Origin of the sequence: Marivirga atlantica, from assembly GCF_016734805.1 — a bacterium.
Lineage (GTDB): Bacteria > Bacteroidota > Bacteroidia > Cytophagales > Cyclobacteriaceae > Marivirga > Marivirga atlantica.
This window is the reverse complement of the sequence record NZ_JAERQG010000002.1, coordinates 960,473-974,773: the sequence shown is the minus strand read 5'-3', so window position 1 is coordinate 974,773 and position 14,301 is coordinate 960,473. Positions and strand designations below refer to the sequence as shown.

Annotated in this window: 11 protein-coding genes; 8 read left to right on the top strand and 3 right to left on the bottom strand. The window is 36.9% G+C overall.

The features are described from left to right. Positions 1-106: 106 nt before the first annotated feature. Positions 107-1,354 (top strand): serine hydrolase domain-containing protein, encoded by a 1,248-nt coding sequence (locus JKP34_RS11265; protein WP_201921196.1) that lies wholly within the window; start codon positions 107-109, stop codon positions 1,352-1,354. A gap of 19 nt (positions 1,355-1,373) precedes the next feature. On the opposite strand, the gene JKP34_RS11260 is transcribed toward JKP34_RS11265, so the two are convergent. Continuing rightward, positions 1,374-2,591, bottom strand: a complete 1,218-nt coding sequence (locus tag JKP34_RS11260; protein ID WP_201921193.1) for a serpin family protein — start codon at positions 2,589-2,591, stop codon at positions 1,374-1,376. Between the two features lie 88 nt (positions 2,592-2,679). Continuing rightward, the gene (greB, locus tag JKP34_RS11255) at positions 2,680-3,222 is read right to left on the bottom strand and encodes a transcription elongation factor GreB (RefSeq protein WP_201921190.1); all 543 of its coding nucleotides are present in this window, start codon (positions 3,220-3,222) and stop codon (positions 2,680-2,682) included. A 357-nt stretch (positions 3,223-3,579) separates the two neighbouring features. Between greB and JKP34_RS11250 the strand changes: the two genes are divergently transcribed. From JKP34_RS11250 to JKP34_RS11220, 7 genes are all read left to right on the top strand, one after another. Continuing rightward, positions 3,580-4,740: a hypothetical protein gene (locus JKP34_RS11250; RefSeq protein WP_201921186.1), complete on the top strand. Its 1,161-nt coding sequence runs from the start codon at positions 3,580-3,582 to the stop codon at positions 4,738-4,740. Positions 4,741-4,918: 178 nt separating this feature from the next. Beyond that, the gene (locus JKP34_RS11245) at positions 4,919-5,119 is read left to right on the top strand and encodes a helix-turn-helix domain-containing protein (protein WP_201921183.1); all 201 of its coding nucleotides are present in this window, start codon (positions 4,919-4,921) and stop codon (positions 5,117-5,119) included. Then, complete coding sequence (locus JKP34_RS11240; RefSeq protein ID WP_201921180.1) at positions 5,109-7,637, top strand: DEAD/DEAH box helicase family protein; 2,529 nt, start codon at positions 5,109-5,111, stop codon at positions 7,635-7,637. The genes JKP34_RS11245 and JKP34_RS11240 overlap by 11 nt, the downstream gene beginning before the upstream one ends. 9 nt (positions 7,638-7,646) lie before the next feature. Next, positions 7,647-9,596, top strand: a complete 1,950-nt coding sequence (locus JKP34_RS11235; protein WP_201921177.1) for an N-6 DNA methylase — start codon at positions 7,647-7,649, stop codon at positions 9,594-9,596. 1 nt (position 9,597) lies between these two features. Further along, the gene (locus JKP34_RS11230; RefSeq protein WP_201921172.1) at positions 9,598-10,305 is read left to right on the top strand and encodes a DUF6602 domain-containing protein; all 708 of its coding nucleotides are present in this window, start codon (positions 9,598-9,600) and stop codon (positions 10,303-10,305) included. Between the two features lie 11 nt (positions 10,306-10,316). Then, a complete protein-coding gene (locus JKP34_RS11225; protein WP_201921169.1) occupies positions 10,317-11,885 on the top strand; it encodes an AAA family ATPase in 1,569 nt (522 codons plus the stop codon). Further along, positions 11,878-12,540, top strand: coding sequence for an HNH endonuclease (locus JKP34_RS11220; protein WP_201921166.1), 663 nt, complete (start codon positions 11,878-11,880; stop codon positions 12,538-12,540). Before JKP34_RS11225 ends, JKP34_RS11220 begins: the two co-directional genes overlap by 8 nt. 636 nt (positions 12,541-13,176) lie before the next feature. On the opposite strand, the gene JKP34_RS11215 is transcribed toward JKP34_RS11220, so the two are convergent. Further along, positions 13,177-13,929: a porin family protein gene (locus JKP34_RS11215; RefSeq protein WP_201921163.1), complete on the bottom strand. Its 753-nt coding sequence runs from the start codon at positions 13,927-13,929 to the stop codon at positions 13,177-13,179. Positions 13,930-14,301: the final 372 nt, after the last annotated feature.

Genomic DNA, 14,301 nt, shown 5'->3' with positions numbered 1-14,301 from the left:
ACTTTTTTGTATTAAATGGTTCGACTTTCGGATAATCGAACCACCAATTAAACGCTATCACATTCATTTGTCGGAAAGTAAATCAACAACGAATTAAACCGAACAAATGAGCAAATTAAAAACTATTGGCGTTATAACGCTGCTGATACTAGCATGGACTGTTTTCGTGGTAATGGGCTTTATCAAGGGCTATCTGCTGCGTTCCATCAGTTCAGATGATTCTCCTGAAGCTTTTATTGAAGCAGTTAAAGCATATCCTGAGAAAGAATTTGTAGGCAGCCAGGCAATCGTATTAATTGAAGATGGAAAAGTAGCGGCAAAGGACTTTTATTCGCTTGATGAAGTGGTGGACAGCCAAACTGTTTTTCCTGTAGCTTCCATTAGCAAATGGGTAACGGCCTGGGGCGTGATGAAATTAGTGCAGGATGGAAAGCTGGAACTAGACGCAGCTGTCGATCAATATCTTAACAAATGGCATTTACCTAAAAGTAACTATGAGAATAATAAAGTAACCATTCGCAGGCTCTTATCGCATTCATCCGGAATAATTTGTGATATAGAAACAGATCAGTTTAATCCACAAGCCAAGGAAGTGCAGCAGATAACAGACCTACTCACTCGCTATAAAGGCGATGATTTTATTTATTTTGAGCCGGGTTCACAATATGCTTATTCCAATATTGGCTATGCCATTTTGCAGCTTGTAATAGAAGAAGTATCACAGCAATCCTTCGCGGATTATATGGAGCAGACTGTTTTTGAACCTCTGCAAATGACTCATTCTACTTTTTCCATAGATGATAGGTCGGACTTAAAATTAGCACAGCTCTACGATGAGAATCATCAGCTTACTAAACCTCATAGAGATGTACCGCTCGCAGCTGGTGGACTGTTTACAAGCGTGGAAGATCTTAGCACATTTATACAGGCGCATCTCGAGACTAATCCTGTTTTATCGCAAGAAACGCTTGACCTGATGCTAGCGCCTCAGACCTATATTCATAACATAGCTGTATATGGTCTAGGTCCTGATTTTTATAGCCAATCAGATAAAGCTTCAAAAATCATAGGTCATGATGGAGTAGGAGGCATTGCTGCCTTGAATACAGCCGCCAGGATAGATATGAAATCACATGATGGAATCATCCTCATTAGAATGGGCAGTTTTTACACCGCCTCTGAGTTGGCCGATGAATGGATGTTCTGGAAAGCAGGCATTACCGACCGTGTTGTGATGGAAAGAAATATGCCTTTTTTGGCCATCCTTTTAGGAGTAGGCTATCTAATTATAGGGATAAGCTTTTTCCTGATTAAGAAAAATACAAATAAAAGGAAGCAATCCTCTCAAGGATGATGCTTCCTTCTGCGTTTCTTTATCTTGGATCCAATAATTTACCGGAAAATAGGATGGTGCCACTATTTCTCTCTCTTATGAGGAAAATAAAAGGTTGATTCACTCTGGTGGAAGGAGAAACAGAGGTGGTTTCTATTCCTATAATGGTAACGGCAGCAGCCTCTGATCCTTCTTCATTCACTTCTAAAAAAGATTGATGGATCACCTTACTGATCGCTAATGGTCGCTCTTCCTTAAATAAATTATTTAAGCCTCCCAATGGCATTCCCATATTTACAAGAACATTTTTTAAATTAGACTTAAATTCAAGTTGAAACTTAGGAAGGTACAGCTCTCTAACATAAGTAGTGGAATCAGCCAGCGTATTATTTAGCGTATTTACATCAATTTTTGCTGCAAGCCCATTAATATCTGAAGGACTATCAGGCATAATCATAGTGAAGGCGTAATTTTCATTTCCATAAGGAAGCTCAATGATCTGAGCTTTTAAAGTTTCATCATAGGCCATCCAGTGTTTCACTTTTGCTGTCATGGTAGGCACTTCAACCGATTGACCATTCGCTAAGAGAAAGGTGGTTTCATTGGTAGCATCCGGGTCAAATTGGCTCGTCCAGTTGGCTTTAAAATAGATGGCATTGATTAAAAACATGACTTCATCAGGACTAATAGACTCCAGTGCATTTTTAATTTTGCCATTAGTTTCCTCTTCTATCCAGCCATTCAATTCATTTAGGGTCGCTTCACTTCCAAAATTACGTTCAAATATATCGGCCTGATAATGAGTAGTTAAAACATCGGCAAAATCCTGTTTAATGGTAAATTGATCTGAATACCAATTGGAGTTCGCTACATTTAAGCTTACAGAATTATCTAATCCGTAAATATATTCCACCAGAGAGCGGTAAGATTCATTCATTTGCTCCACTGATAATCCACTTAAACCTAAAACTTCCATAAATTCATCCTGGCTAGTCTGATCAGCACCATTCAAAAGCATGGAAAGAGCTGTATTGACACTAAAGGAAGAAATGAAATAATTTTCATTGGGCTGTTCATTCTCAATTTCTGCCATTAGATCAAAGGTGAAGTTGTTAGCTGAGCTGGCAATCTCAGCTTCACTGGCAGATAGCGGCCTTACTATTGGCTCAGGCAAATTGGCTTGAGTAGCTTCATCACAGGAAGTTGAAAAAGTAAATAAGGAAATGAATAAAAGGACAATTGAAAGCTGCTTAGACATAAGATTTAATTAATGGATTCGGGTTACAGACACATTATTTAACTATTGAGTTGGACTCTAGTCGTTAAATTCTGTAAATGGATAATTCCTAAATTCTTCTATCGTCAGTAGCATCACCTTTTTCATACTCAATCTTAAGTATCTGCCAATGGAATTCACCAGCAGGGGTTTTTACGATTGCTTCATCACCTGTCTCTTTGTTTAAAAGTGCTTTGGCAATAGGAGAGTCCATAGAAATATAATCTTTATTGCCAATAAGCTCCTCATAGCCTACAATGCGTAAGCGCCTTTTAAATCCTTTTTCACTATTTTCAATTTCCACCCAGGCACCAAACATCACTTTACCTTCTTGATGTGGGTGGTACTGTACTACTTTAAAGTTATCTATGCATTTGCGCAAATACCGAATGCGACTATCAATTTCTCGGAGGCGCTTTTTGTTGTAGTGGTAATCGGCATTTTCAGAGCGATCGCCCAAACTGGCTGCCCAGGACACCTTGGCTGTAACATCCGGACGGACAACTCTCCATAAATGATCATGCTCTTCCTTTAGTTTTTGCAATCCTTCAGCAGTAATCATTTGCGAGCGGTTGAGTTTTGGTAGCGTTGATTCCGGTATTTTTCGTCTCATGTGTAGATGATATTTTCTGAAAATGTTCGCAAGATAATATATTGATGATAAATTAGGGAGCAAGCAAATAGATGCATAATAGAAAACTCTCAACCCCGAGTGTTCTGGAAAGCTGGCATTGCTGACCATGTAGTGATGGAATGCAACATGCCTCTTTTAATTGGTCTCTTAATTCTTGGGTAGGTGTTTATTATCGGAGTGACTATTTAGTTTGTGAGGAAGGGGAGAAGGTAGTATTAATTTGATGAAAGATTATCTGCATCTTATCGGCCTTTCAAACGAAAAATGCCCAAGGTTGGGTATTTACATTGATCTATTTTGTAATGAATTTCACTCATGTAACTTACTTCAATAAATATGTCAAAATATTTTCTATTAGCTATTATATTTATTTTAAAGCTTAATTCGATTTTTAGCCAAGATGACAATTTGGAAGATTCCACTAAAATAGAAGGTTTTGATACTGAAAAAATTAATAATATTATTAAAGAGGCTAACCAGATTTACGATGCGAGTTCTCAGGAATCTGAAAATGTTATTGTAGTTCAAGAGCTGGATTTAGCGAAGGAATTAGAAAATGTAAATAGTTTTAATGAACTGCGACAAGCAATTGCAGCTATCAATGATAGTAAACAAGACAGATATAGCAAAGATCTTTCAGCCTATAAGCTCAAGTATAAAACCGCAATTGCCATAACACAAAAAATAATTCAAGAAGCAGGTAAACTAGAAGTACTGTATCGAACTTTAGAAATATATAGCGATTTTGCTCAAAATGCTAACCCAACTAACTATGATTCATTTGAAAATAATTTGGAAAGGATTAAGGGAGGAAAGTTTAAATCCAGGATAGAACTTCCTGACATAGAGATTTCAAATCCATATATTTCTATTGCATACTCTTTAATCGGAGGAATATTTTCAAAAAATAAAGATAGGCAAGAAGCGATTGAAAATATGACATGCGTAATCGATTACACAATGAATTTCAAAACAGATCTGAGATCAATAGATAATACTATTAAATATTTAGCCGCGTCTTCTATGAATCTTAAAGAAGAGGGATATAGTATTTTTACTATACTTTCTACGCATATCGACTATTCACATAGCTATGATGAATTTGCACAATTTAAAATTAACGGAGAAGACGATCCCATGGAAACTGCAAGAGCAGAGTATTTCTCACAGTTTGCTGATGGAGAAACACTTGATTATTTAATCAGTAGATCTTCCGAAATAAAAAAATTAGAAATTAAATTTTTGCTCCTGAATAGCTATATACAAAGTTATGAGAATTTATTATTTGAAGGTCTGAGTTATTATACATCATTTATTCGAGTTGTTGAGAAATATCAACAAAATGAATCCGATGATTACCCTTGTATCACTGATAATGATAGGAGTGACTTTGAAACCATGAGAGTAACTCTTGAAGAGACAAAGGAGACTTACAAACAAGCTTATAATAGTGTTATAACTACCTCAGATAAGTTAAAGCTCTTTTTTGGTGGCTAATACTCTTTTTGATTTGGATGTATTCTTATCTCTTAATTGATAAAATCTTAAGAATTTTTGGGAATAATAACATAACCTTCTTAATACTACTAAATGTTGTATTTCATATATACATCTCATCCAATAAGATAATTCTATTTCATTTCATTATATTCGATTTCCAATAATTGAAGTGTTAATGAACAGGATTAAAGAAATCCTTGAGTCCAAGGGAATCAAGCAAACTTGGCTAGCCGATAAGCTTAAGAAAAGCTATAACATGGTAAATAGCTATGTGCAAAATCGAAGACAGCCGAGTATTGAAGATCTCTACAAGATTGCCGAAATATTAGATGTAGACGCAAAAGAACTATTAGTCAGTAGTAAAGATGAAAAATGAAGCTCATGCACGCATAAGGATAAACAACCTCTTGGAGGAAGCTGGATGGCGGTTTTTCGATACAGACGAAGGACCTGCCAATATCTTATTGGAGAATCATGTGAAGATTACTCAAGCAGAAGTTGATGCATGGGGGAATGATTATGAAAACGTTAAGAATGGTTCACTTGACTTCTTGCTCGTTGATTCTGACAATAAGCCAATCTGTGTACTTGAGGCAAAGAAAGAGAGTCTTCATCCTTTAGTGGCGAAGGAACAAGCAAGAAAATATGCCAAGACAGTTGGCGCTCAATACGTTATCCTTTCTAATGGGATAGTTCATTATTTCTGGGATACTGCTAAAGGAAATCCTAAACCAATTTATAAGTTTCCTTCTCCCGATGAAATTGGAGCCATTAAGTCATGGAATCCTGATCGTACTTCTTTAGCAACTGAAACAGTATCAAGCGATTATATTGTCGCTGTTCAAATGCCTGATTATGCTGAAAAACCCAAATGGAATGGAAGCATTCAAGACAGCAAAGATTTTATTTGGTCAAATGGGTTACGGTTTCTTAGACATTATCAGTCAAAAGCAATAGAGCATTTACAAAAGGCAGTGGCCGCTGGGAAAGATCGGTTTCTTTTTGAGATGGCAACCGGAACAGGTAAAACGCTGACTTCTGCGGCTGTAATTCGACTATTTCTAAGAACTGAAAATGCCAGGCGTGTACTATTCTTAGTAGATCGACTTGAACTGGAAGACCAAGCATGGAAAGCATTTACCAATTATCTGAAGCCAGATTATAGCACATTCATTTACAAGGAACATAAAGGTGACTGGCGTAAGGCAGAAATAGTTGTTACTACTATTCAGTCATTAATGCATAATGACAAGTATCGTTATGAGTTTTCACCTACAGATTTTGATTTGCTTATCTCTGATGAAGCCCATCGATCAATTTCAGGAAATGCAAGAGCTGTTTTTGAATATTTCCATGGTTACAAATTAGGATTGACCGCTACTCCAAAGGATTACTTAAAAGGAGTTGATCCTGATAAGGTTAAGGACAATGATCCTAGAGAAATCGAGCGTAGAATGCTGCGTGATACATATTCTACTTTTGGATGTGAAGGTGGTGATCCAACATATCGCTATTCGCTTCTGGATGGAGTAAAAGACGGATTTCTAATTAACCCGAGTGTGCTTGATGCCAGAACTGAAATAACAACACAATTGCTTTCGGATGAAGGTTATGCTGTGATTGTACCAACTGAAGAAGGAGAGGAAACTGAAACATTTGTTTCAAGAGATTTCGAAAAGAAGTTCTTTTCTGAGAAAACAAACACAGTGTTTTGTCAGACATTTTTAGAAAACGCTCTTCGAGATCCTATTACAGGTGAAGTTGGGAAGACGATCATATTTGCAGTCAGTCAAAACCATGCAAGAAAGCTGACTGAGATATTGAATGATTTTGCAGAGCAGCTTTTTCCACGAAAGTACAATTCTGACTTTGCAGTTCAAGTGACTTCTCAAGTCGGAGATGCTCAGCAAATGACCATCAACTTTACAAATAACAATCTCAGCGGAAAAACAACATGGTTAGAAGGCTATAAGTCCTGTAAAACACGAGTTTGCGTCACAGTAGGAATGATGACCACAGGCTATGATTGTCCTGATTTGCTAAATATATGTATGATGCGACCAATTTTTAGTCCGGCTGATTTCGTACAGATAAAGGGGAGAGGTACGAGAAAGAATACTTTCGAGTTTACTTATAAAAATGAATTGAACGAAGAAGAAACAAAACGTGAAGAGAAAGAGGTGTTTAAGTTGTTTGACTTCTTTGCCAATTGTGAATACTTCGAAGAAAAGTTCGATTATGATGAAAAATTAAAATTACCTAAACCCAAAAAAGGTGCTGGTGAAGTAGGTGGCGGTAGTGTGGATTTAGATAAATACACAAACTACAATCCAGATCCCTTACTAATGGTTAATGAGCAGCAAATCGGATATGAGGGAATGCGCATCGATCGAGAGCTCTTCAAAAAGTTTGAAGATCGAATCATAATGGACGACATCATTAAGAAGAACGTTGAGCTTGGCAACTGGGAACAAGTAGTAAGCCACATTCAGCAAGAAATATTTGACAAACCAGAAGAATATTTCAATTTGGATAAGCTGCGAAAAGCAGCCAAAATCGACCGAAAGGTCAGTATACGTGAAGTTGTTGAGAAGATATTTGGGATTATACCAAATTTCAAATCAAAAGATGATTTGCTAGAAGAAGAGTTTGACAAGTTTATCTCAATTTATCCTCCAGAAGAAGACGTCAACTTGAGAGCCTTAAAGTATTTCTTCAAGGCCTACATTGTTGATCAAGATATACGGCAAATCATCGAAACAAAAGATTTCCATGCATTACAAACGCATCCAGCGCTTACTATATCACAGTTCAAGGCAGTAGCTAGCAAGTATCGTGAGGTAATACCAGTTTACATTAAAGATTACATTGATTTAGAGCGTTTTGCTGCTTAATTAAGAAATATGCTAGACACAGCAACAAAGAGACAAATAGACGATTGCAGGGATATCCTGGTTGGTAAGCTACCTGACCCTAAGGCTCAAATAGAACAGATCACCATTGGCCTGATTTACAAGTTCATGAACGACATGGATCAAGAAGCCATTGAGCTAGGAGGGCAGGCTAAATTCTTTTCCAACTATGAAGTGCCTGACCCTGAATTTCCAAATGACCCCTCAAAAAACAAAACCATAGAGTTTGAAAAATACAGTTGGGATAAGCTTTTTGATTCTAAAGTAACCGCTTCGGAAATGCTTCAGCTGTATTCTGAGGCAATTGAAGGAATGGAGCTTAACCCTAATATTCCTCAATTATTTCGGGACATTTTCAATAATGCATATCTACCATATCGCGATCCAGAAACACTCAAGCTCTTTCTGAAAACGATTGATGGGTTTGAATATACACATAGCGAAAAGCTAGGTGATGCCTTTGAGTACTTGCTATCTGTAATGGGATCGCAAGGAGATGCAGGTCAATTTCGTACCCCAAGACACATTATTGATTTCTTGGTGGCAATCGTTGACCCTGGAAAAGATGACACCATTCTTGACCCTGCTTGTGGTACAGCGGGTTTTTTGATTTCTGCATTTAAACACATCAAAAAAAAGAACAACAACGAACTCACACCAGATGAGCGAAAAAAGCTGATACGAAACTTCGTGGGCTATGACATTTCGCCAGATATGGTTCGTTTAAGTTTGGTGAATTTGTACTTACACGGATTCTCCGACCCACATATTCACGAGTATGACACGTTGAGCAGTGAAGATAGATGGAATGAAAGTTTTGATGTTATTCTTGCTAATCCACCGTTCATGAGTCCGAAAGGTGGAATTAGACCACATAAAAAATTCACTATTGATAGTAATCGAAGTGAGGTGCTATTTGTGGATTACATTGCTGAGCACTTAAACCCTAAAGGAAAAGCAGGAATCATCGTTCCAGAAGGAGTTATCTATCAAAGTGGTAGAGCTTATAGGGAGTTGAGAAAAATGCTTATTCATGACTCTCTCTATGCTGTAATAAGCTTACCTGCAGGTGTATTTAACCCATATAGTGGCGTAAAAACATCAATAATTTTATTAGATAAAGAAAGAGCAAAAAATAATGAAAAAATTCTATTTGTAAAACTAGATAATGATGGATTTAGTTTAGGTGCCCAAAGAACAGCGATAGAAGGCAGTCAAATAAAAAAAGCAACAAATGCTATCCGTAATTATTTGATTGAGGGTGAAATAGAATCAGATTTAGCTTTTACAATCGCAAAAGAAAAAGTCCTAGCAAACAACGAATGCAATTTAAGTGGAGAAATATATAAAATAAAGAATGTCGTCAACACAAAGTATCCACTCAAAAAGCTCTCACAAATTTGTTCAGTGCAAGCCGGAGGTACACCCAGTAGAAAAGAGCCTTCCTACTGGGGCGGAGACATTCCATGGGTAGGGTCCAGTGTTTGCAAAAACAGCTATGTAACAGCATCGGAAGAGTTTATAACCGAAGATGGTTTGAATAATTCTTCGACCAAGCTTTTCAAAAAAGGAACTTCGTTAATCGCACTTGTTGGTGCAACGATCGGTAAAACAGGGTATCTAACTTTTGATTCATGTACAAATCAAAATGTAGCTGGATTATATCCATTAGATGAAAAAAGTCTTAATAAAAAGTTTCTATTTCTAGCTCTTAAGAATTTATACTCTCATTTTATGAGTTTAGGAGAGGGTAAGTTTAGAATGGCAAATCTTACATTCGTAAGAAACCTAGAAATACCTGTGCCTCCCATTGATATTCAAAATGAAATAGTAGAAAGAGTGGAAAATTATCAATCTGAAATTTCTCAGCTTAAGCATGATATTAAACTGAAAGAAGAAAATATTCTTAGTACCGTGAACACCGCTTGGGAAACTGTTTGATATGGAGTCATTTGAACAATATCATCACTACAGCCAAAATCTACTTCTTGCACAGCATGAAGTATCTGAAATAATCAAACATAGTTTGACAAGGGGAGAGGTTCGTGAAGATTTCATCATTCAGTACCTAACCAAGACTATTCAAAATTGTCAAGATCATCTGAAACGTGGGTTTGTCAATCTCGGTGAAGAGGAACAAAGTGGTCAAGCAGACATTTTGCTAGTGAAGAAGTTTGCTGAAACTATTGATTTAGGAAATCGCGGGAATGTGATAGTCAATCCTGAAGATTGTCTTATGGTCATCGAAGTTAAAAGCACAATGACAGGAACATACTTGAATGATTTCAATGCTGAAGCAAAAAGAATTAAAGCATCGAATCCTGAGGTTGTTTGTGGGATGTTTGGGTACAAAGCTGATCTGGAAAAGAAGACAATTATGAATCGTTGCGGCTATGATTATGATTCCTCAACAAAAACCTATTTTGATTCAAAACGTGATCCACTGCCAACATTTTATCCATTCATAGACTTTATTCTGCTCTTAGATAAGGTAGATGACGATGAAACCGAAGAAGATTTAGAGTTTCAGGGAAGGAATCAGCTATTTATGAGGAAGTCCGTTGAGGAAGATGCTCGATACTATAAGGGAGCTGATGATCCGGTAGTGCGAAACTTGGTACGTTTAGTTAGAAGCCTTTTACTGTCATAAAATGAAAATGGATGTTTAGACTACATAGTTTCAAAGTAGGAGGGCACCCTCAGCTCGGATCATTAGAAATGGAATTTGCTCCTATTGATAGCAAATCAAAAGAACCATTTTCGAGTGTAATAATCGGGATGAATGGCACTGGGAAAAGTTTCCTTTTACGTACTATTACCGACCTCTTTGATGAAATCTATCAAATCCAAAATTCTGATAAAAAGCGAGATCGTATTCCTTATACCTTTCACATTAAATACTCTCTTGGAAAAAATACCTACGACATAGTTTCAAGCAAGATGCTGATGATGCTACATAAAAGCATTGACAGAAAGGATGTGCATGGCATTTATTACTTCAAAAACTTATCTGCTGACGAGAAATTATTTAACGACAAGTTACCCCTTGAACCAATTGTCAAGTCAAATCAAATTGATGTTGCCGAATTAGAACTGCCATCACAAGCTTTAGCAAGTTCAACACAATTGAATGACAGGTTCAGATTTAAAAAGAGCATTGAAGGTGATTTTTACCAGTACATGGGAGTAAAGCGAAGTGCACAAATAGCTTCGACCAAATCATTTGAGCGAAATACTGCTGGATACTTGTATAAAGCTGCTCAAAAAGAAGGGTTCTTAAGGAATATTGAAAGAGTACTGAGTGATTTCTTAAACTTTGAAAAGCACCTAAAAATCAGGTATTCTACTAAGTATAAGGAAGTGTTTTTTTCGGGTAATGTAACTCGTACTGATTTAGATAATTTTTTCAACAACTATCAAGAAAGAAGAAAAACAGAACCATGGGGAAAGTGGAAGTATGATCAATTAGTTAAAGAAAACCCTGAGAGGCTTGAAAGGATCATGAATTTTATGGATCGACTTTCAAATGTTCTCCTGCACAAAAAACGATCACCAGCACGATGGTTTATTGTTGACCTTATCGAAAGAAATATAGATAACCGAGATTTAGAGCTCATTGAAGACTTAGATGATCTAGATGTTCTTGTTATGGACAGAATTGAGGTGGTCAAATCAGGTAAATCAATGAGCCTTAGCCAAACTAGTGCCGGTGAAAACCATATTGTCATGTCGCTGCTTGGAATCTTGGCCAATATTAAAGATGATAGTCTCATTCTAATTGATGAACCAGAAATCAGTTTGCACCCAAATTGGCAAATGAAATATGTCCATTTGCTTAAACAGATGTTCAAAGAAGAGTATGGATGTCATTTTCTAATAGCTTCTCACTCACATTTTATAGTATCTGATTTGGAAAAAGAAAGCTCTTCAATAATTTCTATGAAACTGGATGATGGAAAATTAAGAGCTGAATCTCTGAGCCAGCCAGAAACTTTTGGTTGGTCAGCTGAGCAGGTACTTTTTGATGTTTTCAATGTAGCAACATCGAGAAATTACTACTTGAATAATCTGTTATCAGACATTTTAGAGTTGATGGCGGATGAAGATTCAAGTAACGAAGAGATAAAACAAAAAATTCAATATTTAAGATCCTTAAACCTGAACCTGAGTGTTGAAGATCCAATGAGTGAGATCGTAGAGGCATTATTTAAAAAATTAGATAATGCTTGATAGAGATAATAGATATACCGGAATTATTAGGCCTGCAACAAGCCTCAAATTACTCATACATAAAGAGGTCAAAAAGAAACCTTTATCATCTTCTGTTGACTGGTCAAATTACGCTACTGTAAAAGCTGAATTACGAAAATTTTACAGCACCGAACAGAAGGGGATGTGCGCGTATTGTAGGATGGATATTGAATATGATGGCAAACACGATGATCTTGAACATATCATTCATAAAGACCATCAATACTTATGGATGTTAGAACCTCGAAATCTTGTTTTATCTTGTAAGACATGCAATACCAGTAAACACACAAAGTATTCACTTAAAGCTGGTTATAGATTAATTACGGCATTTCCTTATGATACAAACCATTACAGAATTTTACATCCACAACTTGATCCTTATGAGAATAATATAAGAACGATTGACAATTATTTTGTACAAGCAGTAAGTCCAAAAGGTTTTATGACCATACTGATCTGTGACTTATGGAGGCCACATTTAGCAATTAAGAAAGCTAAATTGGATAAAATTGATAATCACGGGGTTGTTAAAAGGGCTGTGCACCGAATGAATGATTTATCTCTACCAAAATGGGAGCGTAAGAATTTAAGAAAATTGATAAAGGATGTGATTGCAAAGCGTCCTCTTTAAGTCGCAATTATTATGTTAAGTAGAATCAATTGAGCGTTGGCCAGCCAAAATACCCGGGCGTGGGTTGGCTTTTGTGCGGCTGATAGGTGATTCTTTTACTCATACGCACATGGCATGCCGCACAACCTTTCGTGAATCTCGTAAACTCGATTTGGCCAGGTTTTTTGAATACTTTTCATCAAGGGAAAAGTATGAGCCCAAGCGGCCTGAGCGTCAATGCGAACACTGATGAAAGCCAAATGACTCGTGAGCTATTCAGATTCCGATAATGGCTTTTAAGAGATTTCGGATATCCGCTGCGCTACTTCCGGAATGACGAATTGGTGGTGTGCTGTGCTAAAACAAAGCGTTGATAAGCAAGTGTTTTACAAGCAAATTCCTAATCGCTGAGAATCGCGTATTTGAAATCAAACTGACCAATCGTACGGATAACGAAAAATAGAACGATGCGGATGATGTAGCGCACTAGCCCCGTTATCGAACTATGTTGCAAAACTAATTTTATGTTAACCATCCGCTGCACGTCTGGACACAAATTCCTAATTATGTTATATAATTTATATTATGTTAAGTTACTAAATCTCATACCTCACCCTTCTGTTTCTATGACATTATCAAGTAATCTGATAACTACAGTTAAAACTGATAGCTAAGCCCTACTGAAGCAAAGTGAATTAAAGAGAAATTATATACCTGGCTGTTGTCGGCTCCGCCTTCAATGATTCTGTAACCGGCACGAAGCTTTAGTTTCTCAGGAATGAAATGATAACGAAGTCCAAGCAGCACATCTTCGGCTCGTCCTTGCGGTGCAGCCAGCGCATCACCTTTTAAAAGAAAGTCTAAATGCTCTGAGCAATTATATTGCACGTCAAAGCTCAGTAATGGAACTGCGCCTAAGTTTGTGGTTTCATCATTTGTATTATCATCGCTTACCGCAATGCGCGCATCACGAATTAAAACCGTAGCCCCTGCAGCAAGCTGCCATTTATCAGTATCAATAAACCTATAGCGGTATGATGCCCTGTATGTATTGAATTCATATCGGGCCGTAATGTCAGCCGTATTCGCACCATATATGTTGTCTCCAAACTCAATTGGTCTTGGGTTTGATTTCTCGTATTCAAAAGCCAGCGGTGCTGCTGTTAATTCAATAGTATGTTTTTGGCTGATAGTCCAGCTCAATTCAAAACGTGCGTAAATAGCGAGCTGCGTAGGTTCAAAATCATCTGTGAGTGAAAATCTACTTCCCCTATCGGTATCTCCATTCGGATACTGCACATCATTATAGCCATTAAAAGCAGCTCCACTTTCTGCTGTAATATTGACCTGTGCCTGGCTTGATGAAATGATGAAAAGTGATAATATGGTGATTCTTAAAAAGTAGTTCATGATTTTTAATTAAAATATGTTGTAGCAACAAGCGGACAAAAACATTGTTCATTTGCTTGTGATCAGCTTTTAGAAGCATCACTCAATAATAAATAAGAATCATTTGGTAAGCTTGTAGGTTACTAATTTTATTAAGCATACCTTTGCACAGTATTAGTTACTAAGAGAGTCGTTTTTTATTGTTTCTCATCATTGATGTTTCCTTAAAAGTTCAGCCCTGTTAGTTTAAAGTTTGCAATTGGCAAGCTGGCTGAGTTAAAGTCCATATTTGTATAGTGGATCTTTTTAAAGTGAATCTGCAAGACCTCCCTGACAAAGATTTCTTCATTATTCTCGCTCAATAAAACAAATGAGTAGTTACTTTCGGTTTAA